At 65.8% G+C, this 14,761-nt stretch carries 14 protein-coding genes; 5 read left to right on the top strand and 9 right to left on the bottom strand.

What is annotated here, in order from left to right:
* Positions 1-37 precede the first annotated feature (37 nt).
* The 3 genes from hemH to OIK40_RS09050 all read right to left on the bottom strand — a co-directional run bounded on the left by hemH (position 38) and on the right by OIK40_RS09050 (position 4,448).
* On the bottom strand, positions 38-1,072 hold the full coding sequence (gene hemH / locus OIK40_RS09060) for a ferrochelatase (RefSeq protein ID WP_273677974.1): 1,035 nt from the start codon (positions 1,070-1,072) through the stop codon (positions 38-40).
* Between the two features lie 79 nt (positions 1,073-1,151).
* Entirely contained in the window at positions 1,152-3,437 is a 2,286-nt protein-coding gene (locus tag OIK40_RS09055; protein ID WP_273677973.1) for a xanthine dehydrogenase family protein molybdopterin-binding subunit, read from the bottom strand.
* Positions 3,438-3,440: 3 nt separating this feature from the next.
* Positions 3,441-4,448, bottom strand: coding sequence for an Mrp/NBP35 family ATP-binding protein (locus OIK40_RS09050; RefSeq protein ID WP_273677972.1), 1,008 nt, complete (start codon positions 4,446-4,448; stop codon positions 3,441-3,443).
* A gap of 133 nt (positions 4,449-4,581) precedes the next feature.
* On the opposite strand from OIK40_RS09050, the gene hflK reads away from it, so the two are divergent.
* From hflK to OIK40_RS09035, 3 genes are all read left to right on the top strand, one after another.
* Positions 4,582-5,694, top strand: coding sequence for a protease modulator HflK (gene hflK / locus OIK40_RS09045; protein WP_273677971.1), 1,113 nt, complete (start codon positions 4,582-4,584; stop codon positions 5,692-5,694).
* 4 nt (positions 5,695-5,698) lie between these two features.
* Complete coding sequence (gene hflC / locus OIK40_RS09040; protein WP_273677970.1) at positions 5,699-6,544, top strand: protease modulator HflC; 846 nt, start codon at positions 5,699-5,701, stop codon at positions 6,542-6,544.
* Positions 6,545-6,721: 177 nt separating this feature from the next.
* Positions 6,722-8,251, top strand: coding sequence for a Do family serine endopeptidase (locus OIK40_RS09035; RefSeq protein ID WP_273677969.1), 1,530 nt, complete (start codon positions 6,722-6,724; stop codon positions 8,249-8,251).
* 77 nt (positions 8,252-8,328) lie between these two features.
* Here the strand turns inward: OIK40_RS09035 and OIK40_RS09030 are convergent, their stop codons facing one another.
* Positions 8,329-10,512, bottom strand: a complete 2,184-nt coding sequence (locus OIK40_RS09030; protein ID WP_273677968.1) for a transglycosylase domain-containing protein — start codon at positions 10,510-10,512, stop codon at positions 8,329-8,331.
* A gap of 124 nt (positions 10,513-10,636) precedes the next feature.
* Positions 10,637-11,041, bottom strand: coding sequence for a peptide-methionine (R)-S-oxide reductase MsrB (gene msrB / locus OIK40_RS09025; protein ID WP_273677967.1), 405 nt, complete (start codon positions 11,039-11,041; stop codon positions 10,637-10,639).
* Between the two features lie 113 nt (positions 11,042-11,154).
* On the opposite strand from msrB, the gene OIK40_RS09020 reads away from it, so the two are divergent.
* Entirely contained in the window at positions 11,155-11,355 is a 201-nt protein-coding gene (locus OIK40_RS09020) for a hypothetical protein (protein WP_273677966.1), read from the top strand.
* A 16-nt stretch (positions 11,356-11,371) separates the two neighbouring features.
* Here OIK40_RS09020 and OIK40_RS09015 read toward each other — a convergent pair whose 3' ends face one another.
* Together OIK40_RS09015 and OIK40_RS09010 are read right to left on the bottom strand one after the other, a co-directional pair.
* Complete coding sequence (locus tag OIK40_RS09015; protein ID WP_273677965.1) at positions 11,372-12,040, bottom strand: glutathione S-transferase family protein; 669 nt, start codon at positions 12,038-12,040, stop codon at positions 11,372-11,374.
* 67 nt (positions 12,041-12,107) lie between these two features.
* Positions 12,108-12,482 (bottom strand): hypothetical protein, encoded by a 375-nt coding sequence (locus tag OIK40_RS09010; RefSeq protein WP_273677964.1) that lies wholly within the window; start codon positions 12,480-12,482, stop codon positions 12,108-12,110.
* A gap of 110 nt (positions 12,483-12,592) precedes the next feature.
* Here OIK40_RS09010 and OIK40_RS09005 point away from each other — a divergent pair, with 110 nt between their 5' ends.
* The gene (locus tag OIK40_RS09005; RefSeq protein WP_273677963.1) at positions 12,593-12,985 is read left to right on the top strand and encodes a VOC family protein; all 393 of its coding nucleotides are present in this window, start codon (positions 12,593-12,595) and stop codon (positions 12,983-12,985) included.
* Here OIK40_RS09005 and metW read toward each other — a convergent pair whose 3' ends face one another.
* Together metW and metX are read right to left on the bottom strand one after the other, a co-directional pair.
* Positions 12,986-13,573 carry a methionine biosynthesis protein MetW gene (gene metW / locus OIK40_RS09000; RefSeq protein WP_273677961.1) on the bottom strand — a complete coding sequence of 196 codons (588 nt, stop codon included), beginning with the start codon at positions 13,571-13,573 and terminating at the stop codon, positions 12,986-12,988. It abuts the gene before it with no gap.
* Entirely contained in the window at positions 13,570-14,667 is a 1,098-nt protein-coding gene (metX, locus tag OIK40_RS08995; RefSeq protein ID WP_273677959.1) for a homoserine O-acetyltransferase MetX, read from the bottom strand. Before metX ends, metW begins: the two co-directional genes overlap by 4 nt.
* Positions 14,668-14,761 lie beyond the last annotated feature (94 nt).

Genomic DNA, 14,761 nt, shown 5'->3' with positions numbered 1-14,761 from the left:
GATTAGCAACTGACCTTGATGTAAATAATCGCGCCCGTCAAATCCAGCCGGAAAGCTCGCGCCGCAGCATCGCGTCGATCATCGCAAGGCCATCATCCGAGGTGTTGAGACAATCGAGCACGGCGTAATCCTCGCCGCCGGCCTCGACGAATTCGTCGCGCCCTTCCAGCGCAAGCTCCTCCAGCGTCTCGACACAATCGGCCGCGAACCCGGGGGCGGCGACGACAAGGCGCTTGGTGCCTTTCTGCCCTTCCTCGATCAGGGTCGTATCGGTCGAAGGTTCAAGCCAGCGCGCAGGTCCGAAGCGCGACTGGAAGGTGGTTTCGAAGCGCACACCGGCAAATTCGGGCCGCGCGGACAGCGCCTCGCGCAGCAGGCGTGCTGTCTTCATGCAGTGGCAATAATAGGGATCGCCCTTTTCCAGTGTCTGCAAGGGCATGCCGTGAAAGCTCAGCAGCATCACTTCGGGTGAGAACGACAGCCCGCGCACCTGACGGGCCAGATCGTCGGCCAGCGCGGTGATATAGCCGGGGTGATCGTGATAGGGCGGGACGAAGCGCAAGGCGGGTTGCCAACGCATTTCGCCCAGCACCCGCGCCACCTCGTCGAACACGGTCGCCGTGGTCGCGGCGCAATATTGCGGATACATCGGCGCGATCAGAATGCGGTCGCAGCCCTGCCCCATCAGCGCCGTCATCCGGCTTTCGATCGACGGCTTGCCGTAACGCATGGCGTAATCGACCACGACTTGTTCGCCCAGCCGCCCCACCATCGCTTCGGCCTGACGCGCGGTGATATCGGCCAGCGGCGATCCGCGGTCGGTCCAGATCTTCTTGTAGGCCCGGGCGCTTTTCTGCGGACGGGTGTTGAGGATGATCCCGCGCAGGATCGGCTGCCACACGATCGGCGGAATTTCGATCACGCGCGTGTCGGACAGGAACTGTTTCAGGTAACGCCGGACCGAATCCGGGTCGGGCCCGTCAGGCGTGCCGAGGTTGACCAGCAATACGCCGATCATACCACTCGAAACAGGGGGGTGGTCGCCCGGAAGGCGCTGGGTCTGCCAGGTCATTGCCGCCCTAACGCCTCGCAGGCGTTTGGTTTCCGGGATATGGCCACTGCCCAGACCGGGTGTTGCAATTTTGTCCGGGTCATATGCCGTCCGAAAGTAGGGGCAGTCGTCTCAGGCGCAAGCCTGTAGCCGAAAACAGCGCATTGGCAATCGCCGGGGGCGCGACAATCGCCCCCAGCTCGCCGGGATCGGCAGGCGGTGCCTCGCTGGCGATGAATTCGATCCGCATTTCGGGGCAATCGGCCAGCACCGGCAGACCCAACCCGGCATAATCGAGGCTTTCGGGCATGCCGCTGCGCAGCTTTAACGGATTGCCGAGCGCGATGCCGATCCCGAACACCAGGCCGCCTTCGATCTGCTGGCGGGCGATGTCGTGATTGATGATCCGCCCGATATCGACCGCCGCCGCCAACTGGGTAACCCGCACCCCGCCTTCGCCCTGCCGGGCGGTGGCAACGCAGGCAATACGCGCGGCTTCGGGCCCATCGCCGATGCGGGCGCAGGCGAGGCCCTGTCCGCTCTGGTCGGCCCCGCCGTCCCATCCGGCCAGCTGCGCGGCGCGTTGCAGGCAGGCGGCAAGCCGCACGTCATTGCCCAGCATCGCCATGCGGAACGACAGCGGCTCGCGCGAAAATTGCGCGGCGATCTCGTCGATGAAGCTCTCGATCGCGAAAGTGGCCGGGCCGTGCGCATTGCCGCGCACCCGCCCGACCGGCAGCCCGATCTCTACCGGCACGTGATCGACCGCCACAGCCGGCAATTCATAGGGCGGCACCGCACCTTCGCAAGCGAGCGGATCGGGCTGTCCGGTCGTCTCGCGGATCGCAGCCATGCTGGTGAGATTGCCGAACAAGCGTTTGCCGAATTCGCGCGCTGCCGGCGGCGTGGCGATCCGCAGGCGCATGGCTTCGATCGCGCCGTCCTCCAGCTTCGAAAGCTGCGCACTCAGCAGCATCCACGCGGGCGCACGCGGGCGCGACCGGATCAGCTCGTCGCGGCGCGGCCAGGTCAGATGCACCGGGCGCGGGCCGTCCAGGGCGATTTCGCGCGCGATCAAGGCAATCTCGATCGCGTGATCATGTTCAAGCCGCGCGTCGAAACTGCCCCCGGCGGACATCGGATAAAGCGCCACGTTCTCCACCGGAATGTCGATCGCGCGGGCGGCCGCGATGCGCGCCTGTTCGGGCGCCTGCGTCGCCATCCATAGGTCGAGCCTGCCATCAATATAGCGCGCGGCGGCACAGGCGGTTTCCACCGGCGCTGCATGGTGCGGCTCGACCTCGTAACGGCGGGCGAAGTCGACCCGGGTCATGGCATCGGCGCCGAACCCAGTTTCGGCAACGCGGAACCTTTCGCCCCCGGTCAGCAGCGTATCGAGCCGGGCGGCGATTTCATTGCTGCTGACGGGGGTGGGATTGGCGAATTTGGGCTTCATCGCCTCCAGCGCCTGTTCGGCGCTCCACCAGTTGTCGGCAGCGACCGCAAGCCAGCGCTTGCTTTTGACAATCCCCGCCAGCCCCCGCACGCCGGCGGCGGCATCGCGATCAAAGCCGGTCAGTTCCGACCCGTCGATCGGGCCGTGGCGGATCGAGGCGAAGACCATGCCGGGCAGACGCACGTCCCCGGCGAAACGCCACGAGCCGTCGACCTTGGAGGGCAGATCCAGCCGCGGGAAGGGCGGGGTTTCCTCACCATCGGCAGGCAGCGGCGCCTCGCGCGGGGGCTCGGGGCGCAGCGGCGGCGGATCGGGCGGGCTGTATTCCGCCGCAGCTTCGGCCAGTTCGCCGAAGCTGGCGCGCTGTTCGCCGTGGCTGACGAAGCCTGCTTCGACCTCGCATTCCTCCCATGCAACACCCCAACGCGACGCGGCCTCCTGCGCCAGCATCGCCCGCGCCGCCGCAGCGGCCTCGCGGCAGGGCATTTCGTAGGCGGCCAGCGAAGTGCCGTCGGCGGTGGCGGTAAAGCGCTGGGCTCCGGCAAAGCGTTCCGCCATCATCCGGTCGGTGCGATCAGAAAGCCCGGCGGTGATCGGGTCCCACAGCGCGATCCATTTCTGTGCGAGCGGGACATTGCCGTAAGCGCCCGAAACCGGCGCGGGCTCGACCGCGATCTGCCGCCAGTCCGCACCCAGTTCGTAGGCCACGATCTGAGGCAGCAGTGTGGTGATGCCCTGCCCCATCTCGAGCTGCGGGACGGCGACCGTCACCACCCCGTCGCTGGCGATCTTCACCCATGCGCCGAACACATATTCGTCCCGCGCGGCCACCAGCGGGCTGGCATAGCTGCGCGGCATCAGCCACCACGCAACCAGCAGCCCCCCGCCCGCTGCCGCTCCCGCCAGAATTCCGCGCCGCGTGACCTGCATTTCCTACAGCTTCCCGGTATCGAGCCAGCGCGCAAGGCGTTCGGCAATCGCCACGAAAGGCTGTGCCGTCTCGTCGTCGCCCGCAGCCGGCGGCTCGCCCCGATCGCCCGCCATGCGGGTCGCGAGCGTCAGCGGCACCCGGCCAAGGAAAGGAATGTCGAGCGCGGCGGCGAATTTCTCCACGCCGCCGGTGCCGAACGGATCGCTCACCTCGCCGCAATGCGGGCAGGCATAACCCGCCATGTTCTCAACCAGCCCGATGATCGGCACCTCGCCCTGCTCGAACAGCTGGCCGGCGCGCGCGGCGTCGATCAATGCAAGATCCTGCGGGGTCGAAACCAGCACCGCACCGTCGGGCTTGTGCGCCGATAGCATCGATAATTGCACGTCGCCCGTGCCCGGCGGCAGATCAACCAGCAGCAGATCGGTATCGCCCCAGTCGGCATCGATTAGCTGCGAGAGCGCCTTGCCGGTCATCGGACCGCGCCATGCCAGCGCCTTGCCGGGCGCGACGATGTGCCCCATCGACAGCACCTTGACGCCATAAGGGCTGTCGATCGCCACCAGCATGTCGCCCTCAGGCGTGGCGGCGGGCTTTTGCCCTTCGGTCTTCAGCAGCTTGGGCTGGGAGGGGCCGTAGATATCGCCATCGATCACCCCGACGCGGCGGCCCAGCTTCGCCAGCGCGACCGCAAGATTGGTGGTGAGCGTGGACTTGCCGACCCCGCCCTTGCCGCTGCCCACCGCGATCAGGCGGCGGCGGCGACGCTCCCCGGTCAGGGCAACGCGCACTTCGTCCACTTCGGGCAGCTGCGAGAGCGCGGCGGTGATGTCCGCTTCCAGCCCGGCGCGGCCTTCGGAAGACAGGTCGCCCGCCTCGGCCACGATCACCGCGCGCCGCGCAATGATCCTTGCAGAGCGGACGCGGTGGTTCATTTCAGGGCTGAGGGCGCCGCGAATCAGCGCTTCCTCCGCATCCGGCTGACGGTCGGTATCGTAAGGTTTGATCATGGGACTTGCGCCTCTACCATCAAATTCCGTCAGCCAACCCCTGTTTTTCGCCAAGATGCGTGCCTATAACGGGCTTATGCAAAGAACGGACGGTTGGAGAGAACGTCTTGGCCTGGCCGCACAAGGCCTTGCCATGGCTGGCAAGAAGAACCCCTGGGGTGGTAGCGGCAAGGGCGATGAGCCCGGCGAGGATACCCCGTCGGGTGATCGCGGCGATGCCGGCCAAGGGGATGGCCCGCGCAACCCGTGGCTGCCGAGTGGCGGCGAACCGGGCAAGCGTCGCTCGGCCAGCATCGAGGACATTTTCAAGAACAGCGGCCCCGAAGGCCCGCGCCGCGCCGGCGGCGGCGGCCCGGGCGGCCCGGCCTTCCGCCTTCCCGAACGTCCCGGCGGCAAGAGCTGGCTGCCTGTCATCCTCGGCGCAGTGGCGCTGATCTGGCTCGCGGTAACCAGCATCCATTTCGTCCAGCCCGGCGAACAGGCGGTGGTGACGTGGGTCGGCGGCAAATATTCGCGCACGCTCGATTCCGGTACCAACCCGACTTGGCCGTGGCCGATCCAGATGGTCGAGAAGGAGAACGTGACGCAGATCCGTTCGGAAGAAATTCCCGGCACCAATACCGAAAAGCTGATCCTGACTGCCGACCAGAACCTGGTCGACCTCAGCTACCTGATCCGCTGGAACATCTCCGACCTTGCGCTTTACAAGTACCAGCTTTCCGATCCGCGCAATGCGCTGCTGGAAATCGGCGAAGCGGCGATGCGCGCAGCGGTCGCCCGCAAGAACCTCGACACGGTGCTGACCGGCGAAGGCCGCGCCGAAATCGAACAGAACGTGCGCGAACGCATGCAGGCGCGGCTTGATGCCTATCGCTCGGGGATCACCGTGCAGGGGATCGAGATCAACAAGACCGATCCGCCAGCCCGCGTGGAAGAGGCGTTCAAGGACGTGTCTTCGGCCCAGCAGGATGCCGACGCCGCGATGAACCGTGCCCGTGCGGTGGCGCAGCAGCTGCTCGCCCGTGCACAGGGTGATGCATCCGAGTTCAACAACATCTATGCCGAATATCGCCTTGCGCCCGAAGTGACGCGCCGCCGGCTCTATTACGAGACCATGGAATCGATCCTGTCGAAGACCGACAAGACCATCATCGAATCCGGCAACGTCACCCCCTACCTGCCGCTGCCCGAATTGCAGCGTCGCTCGCAAAGCGCGGCCCAGCCCGCGCGGCCGCAGGGAGAATAAGGCCATGAATGCGCTGATGCAGAACTTCAAACTGGTGGCCGCGGCGGTAATCGCGCTGATCGTGGCCATCCTCGCCAGCGTGGTGATCGTGCCGGAAACCCATCAGGCGGTGGTGATCCGCACGGGTAAGCCGGTGCGTATCTTCAACATGTTCCGTCCCGATGTGCCTTACGGCCAGACCGGCGCGGGGATCGAATTCCGCATCCCCTTCGTCGAACAGGTGCAGATGGTCGATCGCCGCGTGCGCGATCTCGATATGGAGCGCACGCAGGTGCTCTCCAACGACCAGCAGCGCCTGCAGGTCGATGCCTATGCCCGTTTTCGCATCATCGATCCGGTCAAGCTGGTCGAACGGGCGGGCAACGAACGCCAGCTCGAAAGCCAGCTGCTGCCGATTCTCACCTCGGTGGTGCGGCAGGAACTGGGGCGGCGGCCGTTCTCCTCGCTGATCAGCGCGGAACGCGGGACGGCGATGGCGAACATCACCCGCACGCTTGACCGGCAGGCGCGCGAATATGGCGTGCAGGTGCTGGACGTGCGGATCAAGGCAGCCGACCTGCCCGAAGGCCGCCCGCTCGACGCCGCTTTCACCCGGATGGAAACCGATCGTCAGGAAGAAGCCGCGACGATCCGCGCTGCGGGCAACCGCGATGCACAGATCATCCAGGCCGAAGCCCAGGCAGAGGCCGCGCGCATCTATGCCGATGCCTATGGCAAGGACCCGGAATTCTACGACTTCTATCGCGCCATGCAGTCCTATCGCCAGACGTTCCTTGCCGGCGAAGGGCAAAGCTCGATGGTGTTGTCGGAAGACAGCGAATATTTCCGCCAGTTCCGGGGCAAGAAGTAGGCCGTTCGACGAGCGGCCGATGAACTCCGGCGAACGTCCTGAAACGTTCAATCGGGGTTCATGGCCGAAAGGCTCAATCAAGAACGCATTCGCGGCCCGTGCGGTCGCACGAGGATTGACCAAGGAACGCAGCGGCACGCCCGCGCATTCCTGACACAGGACAAGGACCAAGAGGACGTGAACAAAGTGCGCTACATTTATGGTCTCTCGAGCGCGCTGCTGGTGGGCGGCGCCGCTGTTTCGCTGATCACTGGCCAGCCTCTCGGCGCGCAGGTGGCCCAGAACGACGATGCGGTGATGGACCGCGTGGTGCCGGTGGCCGGTGCGCCCGCGAGCTTTGCCGATCTGACCGCGCAGTTGCAGCCCGCGGTGGTCAACATCGCCACCCGCCAGCGGATCGAAGTGAGCAACAATCCCTTCGCCGGCACGCCCTTTGCCGACCTGTTCAGCCGTCGCGGCGGCAGCCAGCCCCAGACGCGCGAGGCGCAATCGCTGGGTTCGGGCTTCATCATCTCCTCGGACGGCTACGTGGTCACCAACAACCACGTGATCTCGCCGCCCGACACCCGCGCCAAGCTGGAATCGATCACCGTCACCCTGCCCGACGGCAGCGAATACGAGGCCGAGCTGGTCGGCGCTGATGCCGCGTCCGATCTCGCGGTGCTCAAGATCAAGTCGAACAAGGCCTTCCCCTTCGTGCGCTTCGGGGATTCGAGCGCGGCGCGCGTGGGCGACTGGGTGGTGGCGATCGGCAACCCCTTCGGCCTTGGCGGCACGGTGACCAGCGGGATCATCTCGGCGGTCTATCGCAATACAGGGCAAGGCGGCGCCTATGACCGCTACATCCAGACCGATGCCAGCATCAACCGCGGCAATTCGGGCGGCCCGCTGTTCGACATGCGCGGCAATGTGATCGGCATCAACAACGCGATCTTCTCGCCCTCGGGCGGGAGCGTCGGCATCGGCTTTGCGATCCCCGCGGAAATCGCCGCTCCGATTGTCGAGCAGCTGCGCGCAGGCCGCGAGATCGAGCGCGGCTATCTCGGCGTTGGCCTTGCCCCGATCAACGAGGATTTCGCCGCCTCGCTCGGCCTTGAAAAGCGCCGCGGCGAATTCGTACAGACGGTGCAGGACGACAGCCCGGCCGCGAAGGCCGGCCTGAAGCCCGGCGACATCATCACCAAGGTGAACGGCAAGGACGTGTCGAGCGAACAGACCGTCTCGTTCCTCGTCGCCAATCTCGAACCCGGCGCGCAGGTGCCGGTGGAACTGCTGCGCGACGGCAAGAAGCTGGCCGTCAACGTCACCCTCGGCAAGCGCCCGAGCGAGGCCGAACTCCAGCAACAGACCCAGACCTTCGATCCCGACGCGGAAGAGCCGATGGCGCCCGGTGCCTCGGACGGCACGATCGAGGAAAAGCTCGGTCTGCAAGTGCTCGGCATGACGGCGCAGATCGCGCGGTCGCTGGGCGTTCCCGCCGATACCAAGGGCGTGGTGATCGGCGCGGTTGACCCGAATTCGGACGCGGCGCGCAAGGGCCTGCGTCGCGGCGACATCATCCTGTCGGCCAATTACCAGGCGGTCGGTTCGGTCGAGGATCTGCTGGCGCAGGTCAATGCCGCAACCGAAGAAGGACGCGAGGCGATGCTGCTGCGCATCCAGCGCCGCACCCAGCCGCCGGCATTCATCCCCGTCCGCCTGCGCTGACCGGCCCACGAAGGGACCAGAAAAAAGGGGCGCCGGGTTCGATCCGGCGCCCCTTTTTGCGTCCGGGCTGATCCGCCCTATTCGTCCTGCTGTGGCCGCACGACCTGCACTGGCGGCGGGGCCTGCGGACGACGCGGGTCGCGCTGGCCTTGCGGCAGGGTGCCGCCGGTGGCCTCCTCAAGGAAATCCCGGCTCGCTGCCGCCGGTGCATCGCGGGGGCGTTCGCTTTCGACATCGAAGGGGCTGGGCGTCGGTTCGCGGCGCCCGGGCTCCACCAGATTGCCCTGTTCGTCGATGTAGTAATAATCGTCGGGCTCGCCGAACATCGCCTCCTCGTCCGGTTCCAGCTGCCATTCGGGCAGTTCGACGGTGGTATCGAATTCCTCCACCGGGCGATCTTTCACAGCATAGCGCATGAAGGCGGCAAAGGCCTGCGCCGGGGCACGTCCGCCCTGCAGGCCCGGCACCGCCCGCGCGTCGTCGCGGCCCATCCACACGCCGGTGGTCACCCCGCTGGAAAAGCCGATGAACCAGCCGTCCTTGTTGGACGAGGTGGTGCCGGTCTTGCCTGCCACCGGCCGCCCGATCTGCGCCGCGCGCCCCGTCCCGGTCTGCACCGCAGCCTGCAACAGGTCGGTCATGCCGGCCACGACGTAATCCGCCACCAGCGGACGGTCGCGGGGTTCCTTGTGCTGGTAAAGCAGTTCTCCGCCCGCCGTCGTCACCTTGGCGATGCCATAGGGTTCGACCCCCACACCCTTGGCCGAGATCGCGGCGAAGGCGCGGGTCATCTCGATCAGCCGCACTTCGGAGGAACCGAGCACCATCGAGGGGAAGGTGGAAATCTGCGAGGTGATGCCGAAGCGCTTGGCCATCGAGGCAACCGTGCCGAAGCCGACCTCGTTGCCGAGCTGCGCAGCAACGGTGTTGATCGAAAAGGCAAAGGCGGTGCGAACGTCGGTCTCGCCGATATTCCTGCCGTTGGAATTGCGCGGCTTCCAGCCGTCGATCGTCACCGGCGTATCGACCACCAGATCCTCGGGCGTGTACCCCGCCTCAAGCGCGGCGAGATAGACGAACAGCTTCCACGACGAACCAGGCTGGCGCATCGCGGTGGTGGCGCGATTGAAATTGCTGGCGACGTAATCGGTGCCGCCGACCAGCGCGAGGATCGCCCCGTCACGGTCGAGGCTGACCAGCGCCCCCTGCGCGCCGCCCGGCGTATTGGCCTCGATCGCGGCAGTGGCGGCGCGCTGCATCCCGATGTCGATCGTGGTCCACACCTCGATCGGCTCGAAGGTTTCGGGCAGGATGATATCAAGCTGCGGCAGCACCCAGTCGGTGAAATAGCGCACCGAATTCTGCCCGGCCTGCTCCTTCAGCTGCACCGCACCGACATCGACCATCGCCTGATCGGCGGAGATGTAGCCCTGTTCGCGCATCAGCCGCAGCACCACCTTGGCGCGATCGACCGCGGCCTGCACGTCGGCGGTGGGGGAATAGCGGCTCGGCGCCTTGACCAGACCGGCGATGATCGCCGCCTCGCCCACGGTAAGCTCGGTCGCGGGGTGGCTGAAGAATTTGCGGCTGGCGGAATCGATGCCGTAGGCGCCGCCGCCGAAATAGACCTTGTTGAGATAAAGCTCGAGGATCTCCTCCTTGGAGAATTTCCATTCGAGCGCCATCGCCAGCACCGCCTCGCGCGCCTTGCGGTCAAAGGTCCGGTTGTTGTTGAGGAACAGGTTGCGGGCCAGCTGCTGGGTGATGGTCGATGTGCCGCCCAGCCGCGCGCGCGAACCGGTCAGGCCTTCCACGATGGCTCCGGTGAGGCGCACCGGATCGACCCCCAGATGCGAATGGAAACGCTTGTCCTCGACCGCGACCATCGCGTTCTTCATGGTTTCGGGGATTTCGTCGTAGTCGAGCCAGTCGCCGAAGCTGGGACCGAGCTCCACGATCTCGCGCCCGTCGCGCGCGCGCACCACGATGGTCTGCCCCGGCTGGTTGGCCTTGAGCGTCGAATAGCTCGGGATCGTGCGCGCCGCCATCGCCACCGCAATGACAAGGAAGATAACCGACAGCACCGCCAGACCGGCTGCGCCGATCACGCCGCGTTTCAGCCACTGCCTGAAGCGCGAGGGCCGCTTGCCCCCGCCACCGCCGGATTTCGGCTTCGGCGCGGGCTTTCCGGCCCGCTCCACCGCCGCCCGGCGCGAACCGCGTGCGCCCTTGTTCTGCAACCGGTCACCCCTTCTGGACATGGCCTGATGTTCTATCCGTTAGTGCCCGCCAACTTCGGGCGCCGCGCGCGTCCTGCATAGGCAAGTTGTAACCGCGGGTGAATGGGCGGCGACGGGGCTGTCCCCGGTTGCACTGCGCGGCGGATCAGCTGTCGGCCGGGGTGAAGACTAGCGCCGCGGAGTTGATGCAGTAACGCAAGCCCCCCTGTTCCGGCGGTCCGTCGGGAAACACATGGCCCAGATGCCCGCCGCACTTGCCGCAGCGCACTTCGGTGCGGATCATGCCGTAGGACGTGTCGCGGTGCTCGTCGATCACCTCCTCGTCGGCGGGGCGAGTAAAGGCGGGCCAGCCGCATCCGCTGTTATATTTGGCGGTCGAATAGAACAGCTGGGTGCCGCAGGCGGCGCAGTGATATTCGCCCTCGTCGTAGAACTTGTCGTATTCGCCGGTAAAGGCCCGCTCGGTCCCCGCTTCGCGCAGGACGTGATACTGCATCGGGGTAAGCTTATCGCGCCATTCGGCATCGGTCAGTTCAAGCTTTTCGATCATGGCCATCTCCCGGGAGTTCGTTTTGCAGTTCGCCGCCTACGGCATATGGCGGCTTGTTACCTCAGGGCAAGTCTGACAGCTCTATCGCGGGCGCAGAGCAAGCGAGGGATATCATGCAAGATAACAAAACCGCGGCGACGGTTCTCCGTACGCTCAGCATCGTGATGCTCCTGCTGGCGCTCGGCATCCTGGGGGCGCGAATATTTGCCGGGCTCGATGTTCCACTGCCGAGCATTATGGGCCTGACAACGGTCGGTATTGCGCTATTGGTGGTGGCCCAGAGCAACGCCAGAAAAGGCGACAAGCCTGACTAGACCCGCAGCGCAATTTTCACCCGTCAACCAGCGCATAATGCGCAGGCGGCTGGATTGTCTCCATCCGCTCGGTCAGCAGCGGACGGAAGCTCGGGCGGCTCTTGAACACCGAATACCAGCCGCGCGACTGTTCGTGCCCGCTCCAGTCGATCCCGCCGAGATAGTCCGCCACCGAAATCTGCGCCGCCGCCGCCAGATCGGCGAGGCTCATGGTCGATCCCGCCACCCATGGGCGGTTGTCGATCAGCCAGTCGAGATAGTCGAGATGGCCATGGGCAAGCTTCATCGCGTTCCTCAACGCGCCGCTATCGGGCGGCTGGCGCAGGATGCGCTTGCGCATGCGTTCCGACAAAAGCGGCGCGGTCACGTCGGCGTAGAAATTCTCGTCGAACAGCGCCACCAGGCGGCGGATCTCGGCGCGCTGGGTGGCGGTGCCGTTGATCATCGGGTTGCGATCAACCGTTTCCTCGAAATATTCCGCGATCGCGCGGCTATCGGCGATGGTGATGTTCTTGTCGCGGTTGACGATAACCGGCGTGCGCCCGGCCGGATTGAGGTTGAAGAACATGTCCGACGCCGCCCACGGGTCCTCCCGCACCAGATCATAGGCGATGTTCTTTTCGCTCAGCAGCAGCCGGATCTTGCGGCTGAAGGGGCATAGCGGGAATTGATGAAGGAGCCACATACGGCCTGATGCTGTGCCGCAAATCGCGCGACGAATCCAGCACTGCCGCGCCGTAACAGGGGAGTAATCAGACGCCCGAAGCTTCAAGCATCAAAAGGCACGACGGCATGATCTTGCCGACCTCGCCCCGGGCGGACAGCGTGCGGGCGTGTTCTTCCGCGATCCGGCTGATCCCGGCGCGATCAAGCCCGGTCTGGTCCATCAATTGCGCCATCGTCCGCACGAAGAATTCACGTCCGCGGGTGCCCAGATCGGGCCAGCGGGTCGCCTCGGGATCGCTGTTTGCCTGCCCGTTCGCCACTAGCGCGAAAGCGGCAGAGCAACGCAGCAGCGCGCGCTGTTCCTGCGTCATCGGTTCCGGTGTGGGTGCGGGAACGGCAGGCGCTGCCTGAAGCGCAAGCGCAGCGACGGCGGCAATGGGGGCAAGAAGCGAAGTCAGCATGGCTCCCTCTATGCCCTGCAAGATGAACCTCTGGCTACCGGAATTGCCGTTGCCGCGCGAGGCAATCCGTCCTAATCCGCAACGCGTTCTACGAGAGGAGACCCAATCCCATGTTCAGTCACATCATGGTCGGCACCAATAATTTCGATGCCGCCAAGGCGTTCTACGACGCGGTGCTCGCCACGCTCGGCGCTGGCCCCGGCAACGTCAACGAAGCCGCCACCGGACACAAGCGCGCGTTCTGGTTCCATAATGGCGGGATCTTCGCGATCAGCCAGCCGATCAATGACCAGCCCGCCTGCGTCGCCAACGGCTCGACCATCGGCTTTGCCTGCGACAGCCTGGAGCAGGTGCAGGCGTTCCACGATGCGGCTGTGGCAGCCGGCGGCAAGTCGATCGAAGACCCGCCGGGCCCGCGCACCGGCGCGATGGGCACGCTGAACCTCGGCTATGTGCTCGATCTGGACGGCCACAAGCTGTGCATGCTGCACCGCGCAGGTTGATTACCGACTGAGTTCAAACACCGCGAATTCGGCGCGCCAGTTTGCTGCTGGCGCGCCGATTTGCTTTTCGTTCGAGAAAAACCACGCGCGCTCTATCCGCGCGCCCTTCAGCCGCGCCAGATCGCGGAAGTCCTCCACGGTGACATGGTGGATGTTCTGCGTCTCGTACCAGCTCACCGGCAGCGCCCGCGTCACCGGCATCCGCCCGCCGAACATCAGCGCGGCGCGGGTGCGCCAATGGGCGAAGTTGGGGAAGCTGACGAACGCCCGCCGCCCGACGCGCAGAAGCTCGTCGAGCATCAGGTCGGGCCGCGTCGCGGTCTGGAGCGTCTGGCTGAGGATCGCGTAGTCGAACGCCTTGTCGGGATATTCGGCAAGGTCGAGATTGGCATCGCCCTGCACCACCGAAAGCCCGCGGGATACGCAGCGTTCGACCAGTGCGCCGTCCAGCTCCATGCCGCGCGCATCGCAACCGCTCGCGGCTTCCAGCTCGGCCATCAGCGCCCCGTCGCCGCAGCCGATATCGAGCACGCGGCTTCCCGGCGCGACATGGGCGGCGATAGCGGCAAGATCGGGCCGCAAGCTCATTCGACAAACCCCTTCACCACCCGGTCAAGCTGGTCGTGTTCGAGCAGGAAGCTGTCATGCCCGTGCGGCGCGGAAAGCTCGACGAAGCTCACTTTCGCTCCCGCCGCATTGAGCGCGTGAACGACGTGGCGGCTTTCGGACGTGGGGTAGAGCCAGTCGGTATCGAAGCTGACGATGCAGAACCGTGCCTGCGTGCCGGCGAAGGCATCGGCCAGCTTGCCGCCGTGTTCCTCGGCGATGTCGAAGTAATCCATCGCGCGGGTGATGTAGAGGTAGCTGTTGGCATCGAAGCGCCGGGTAAAGCCGCTGCCCTGATACCTGAGGTAACTTTCTACCTGGAACTCGGCATCGAAGCCGAAACCCTTGGCGTCCCGATCCTGCAAGCGGCGCCCGAACTTCTCTGTCAGCCCCGCTTCGGAAAGATAGGTGATGTGCGCCGCCATGCGCGCAACAGCGAGGCCGTTGTCGGGTTTGGCATCAGCGGCGTAGTAATCGCCCTCGTTCCACGCGGGATCGGCCATGATCGCTTGCCGCCCGACTTCGTGGAAGGCGATGTTCTGCGCCGAGTGCCGCGCGGTCGATGCGATCACCAGCACGCGGCTCGCACGCTCGGGCCAGTTGGCGGCAAGGCTCAGCGCCTGCATGCCGCCCATCGACCCGCCAACCACGGCGTGCAGCCTTTCGATCCCGAGCCCGTCGAGCAGCGCCACCAGCCCCCGCACCATGTCGCGGATGGTGATGACGGGGAAGCGCATGGCATAGGGCGCACCGTCGGGCGCGGGACTGGCCGGACCGGTCGATCCCATGCAGCTGCCGATGACATTGGCACAGATCACGAAGTGGCGGTCGGTGTCGATCGGTTTGCCCGGGCCGACCATCCGCTCCCACCAGCCCGGCTTGCCGGTGATCGGGTGCGGGCTGGCGAGATATTGGTCGCCGGTTAGCGCATGGCACACCAGCACCGCGTTGCTCTTGTCCGGTGCGAGCGTGCCATAGGTCTCGTAGGCGATCTCGCAGCCCTCCAGCACCTGCCCGCTGTCGAGCGGCAGGGGATGCGGCATGCGGTAGACAGGAGAGGCGGGGGCGGCGTTCATTGGCCCTGCGAATTGGGGGAGCCCCCCGCCCATGTCAATCGCGGCGGCCATCGGCAGTGTTTTCGCGCTGTATTCGCGGACACAAACTGGTTAT

The sequence above is a fragment of the Erythrobacter fulvus genome (genome assembly GCF_028595285.1).
GTDB lineage: Bacteria > Pseudomonadota > Alphaproteobacteria > Sphingomonadales > Sphingomonadaceae > Erythrobacter > Erythrobacter fulvus.
This window is presented reverse-complemented; position numbering and strand designations above follow the sequence as displayed.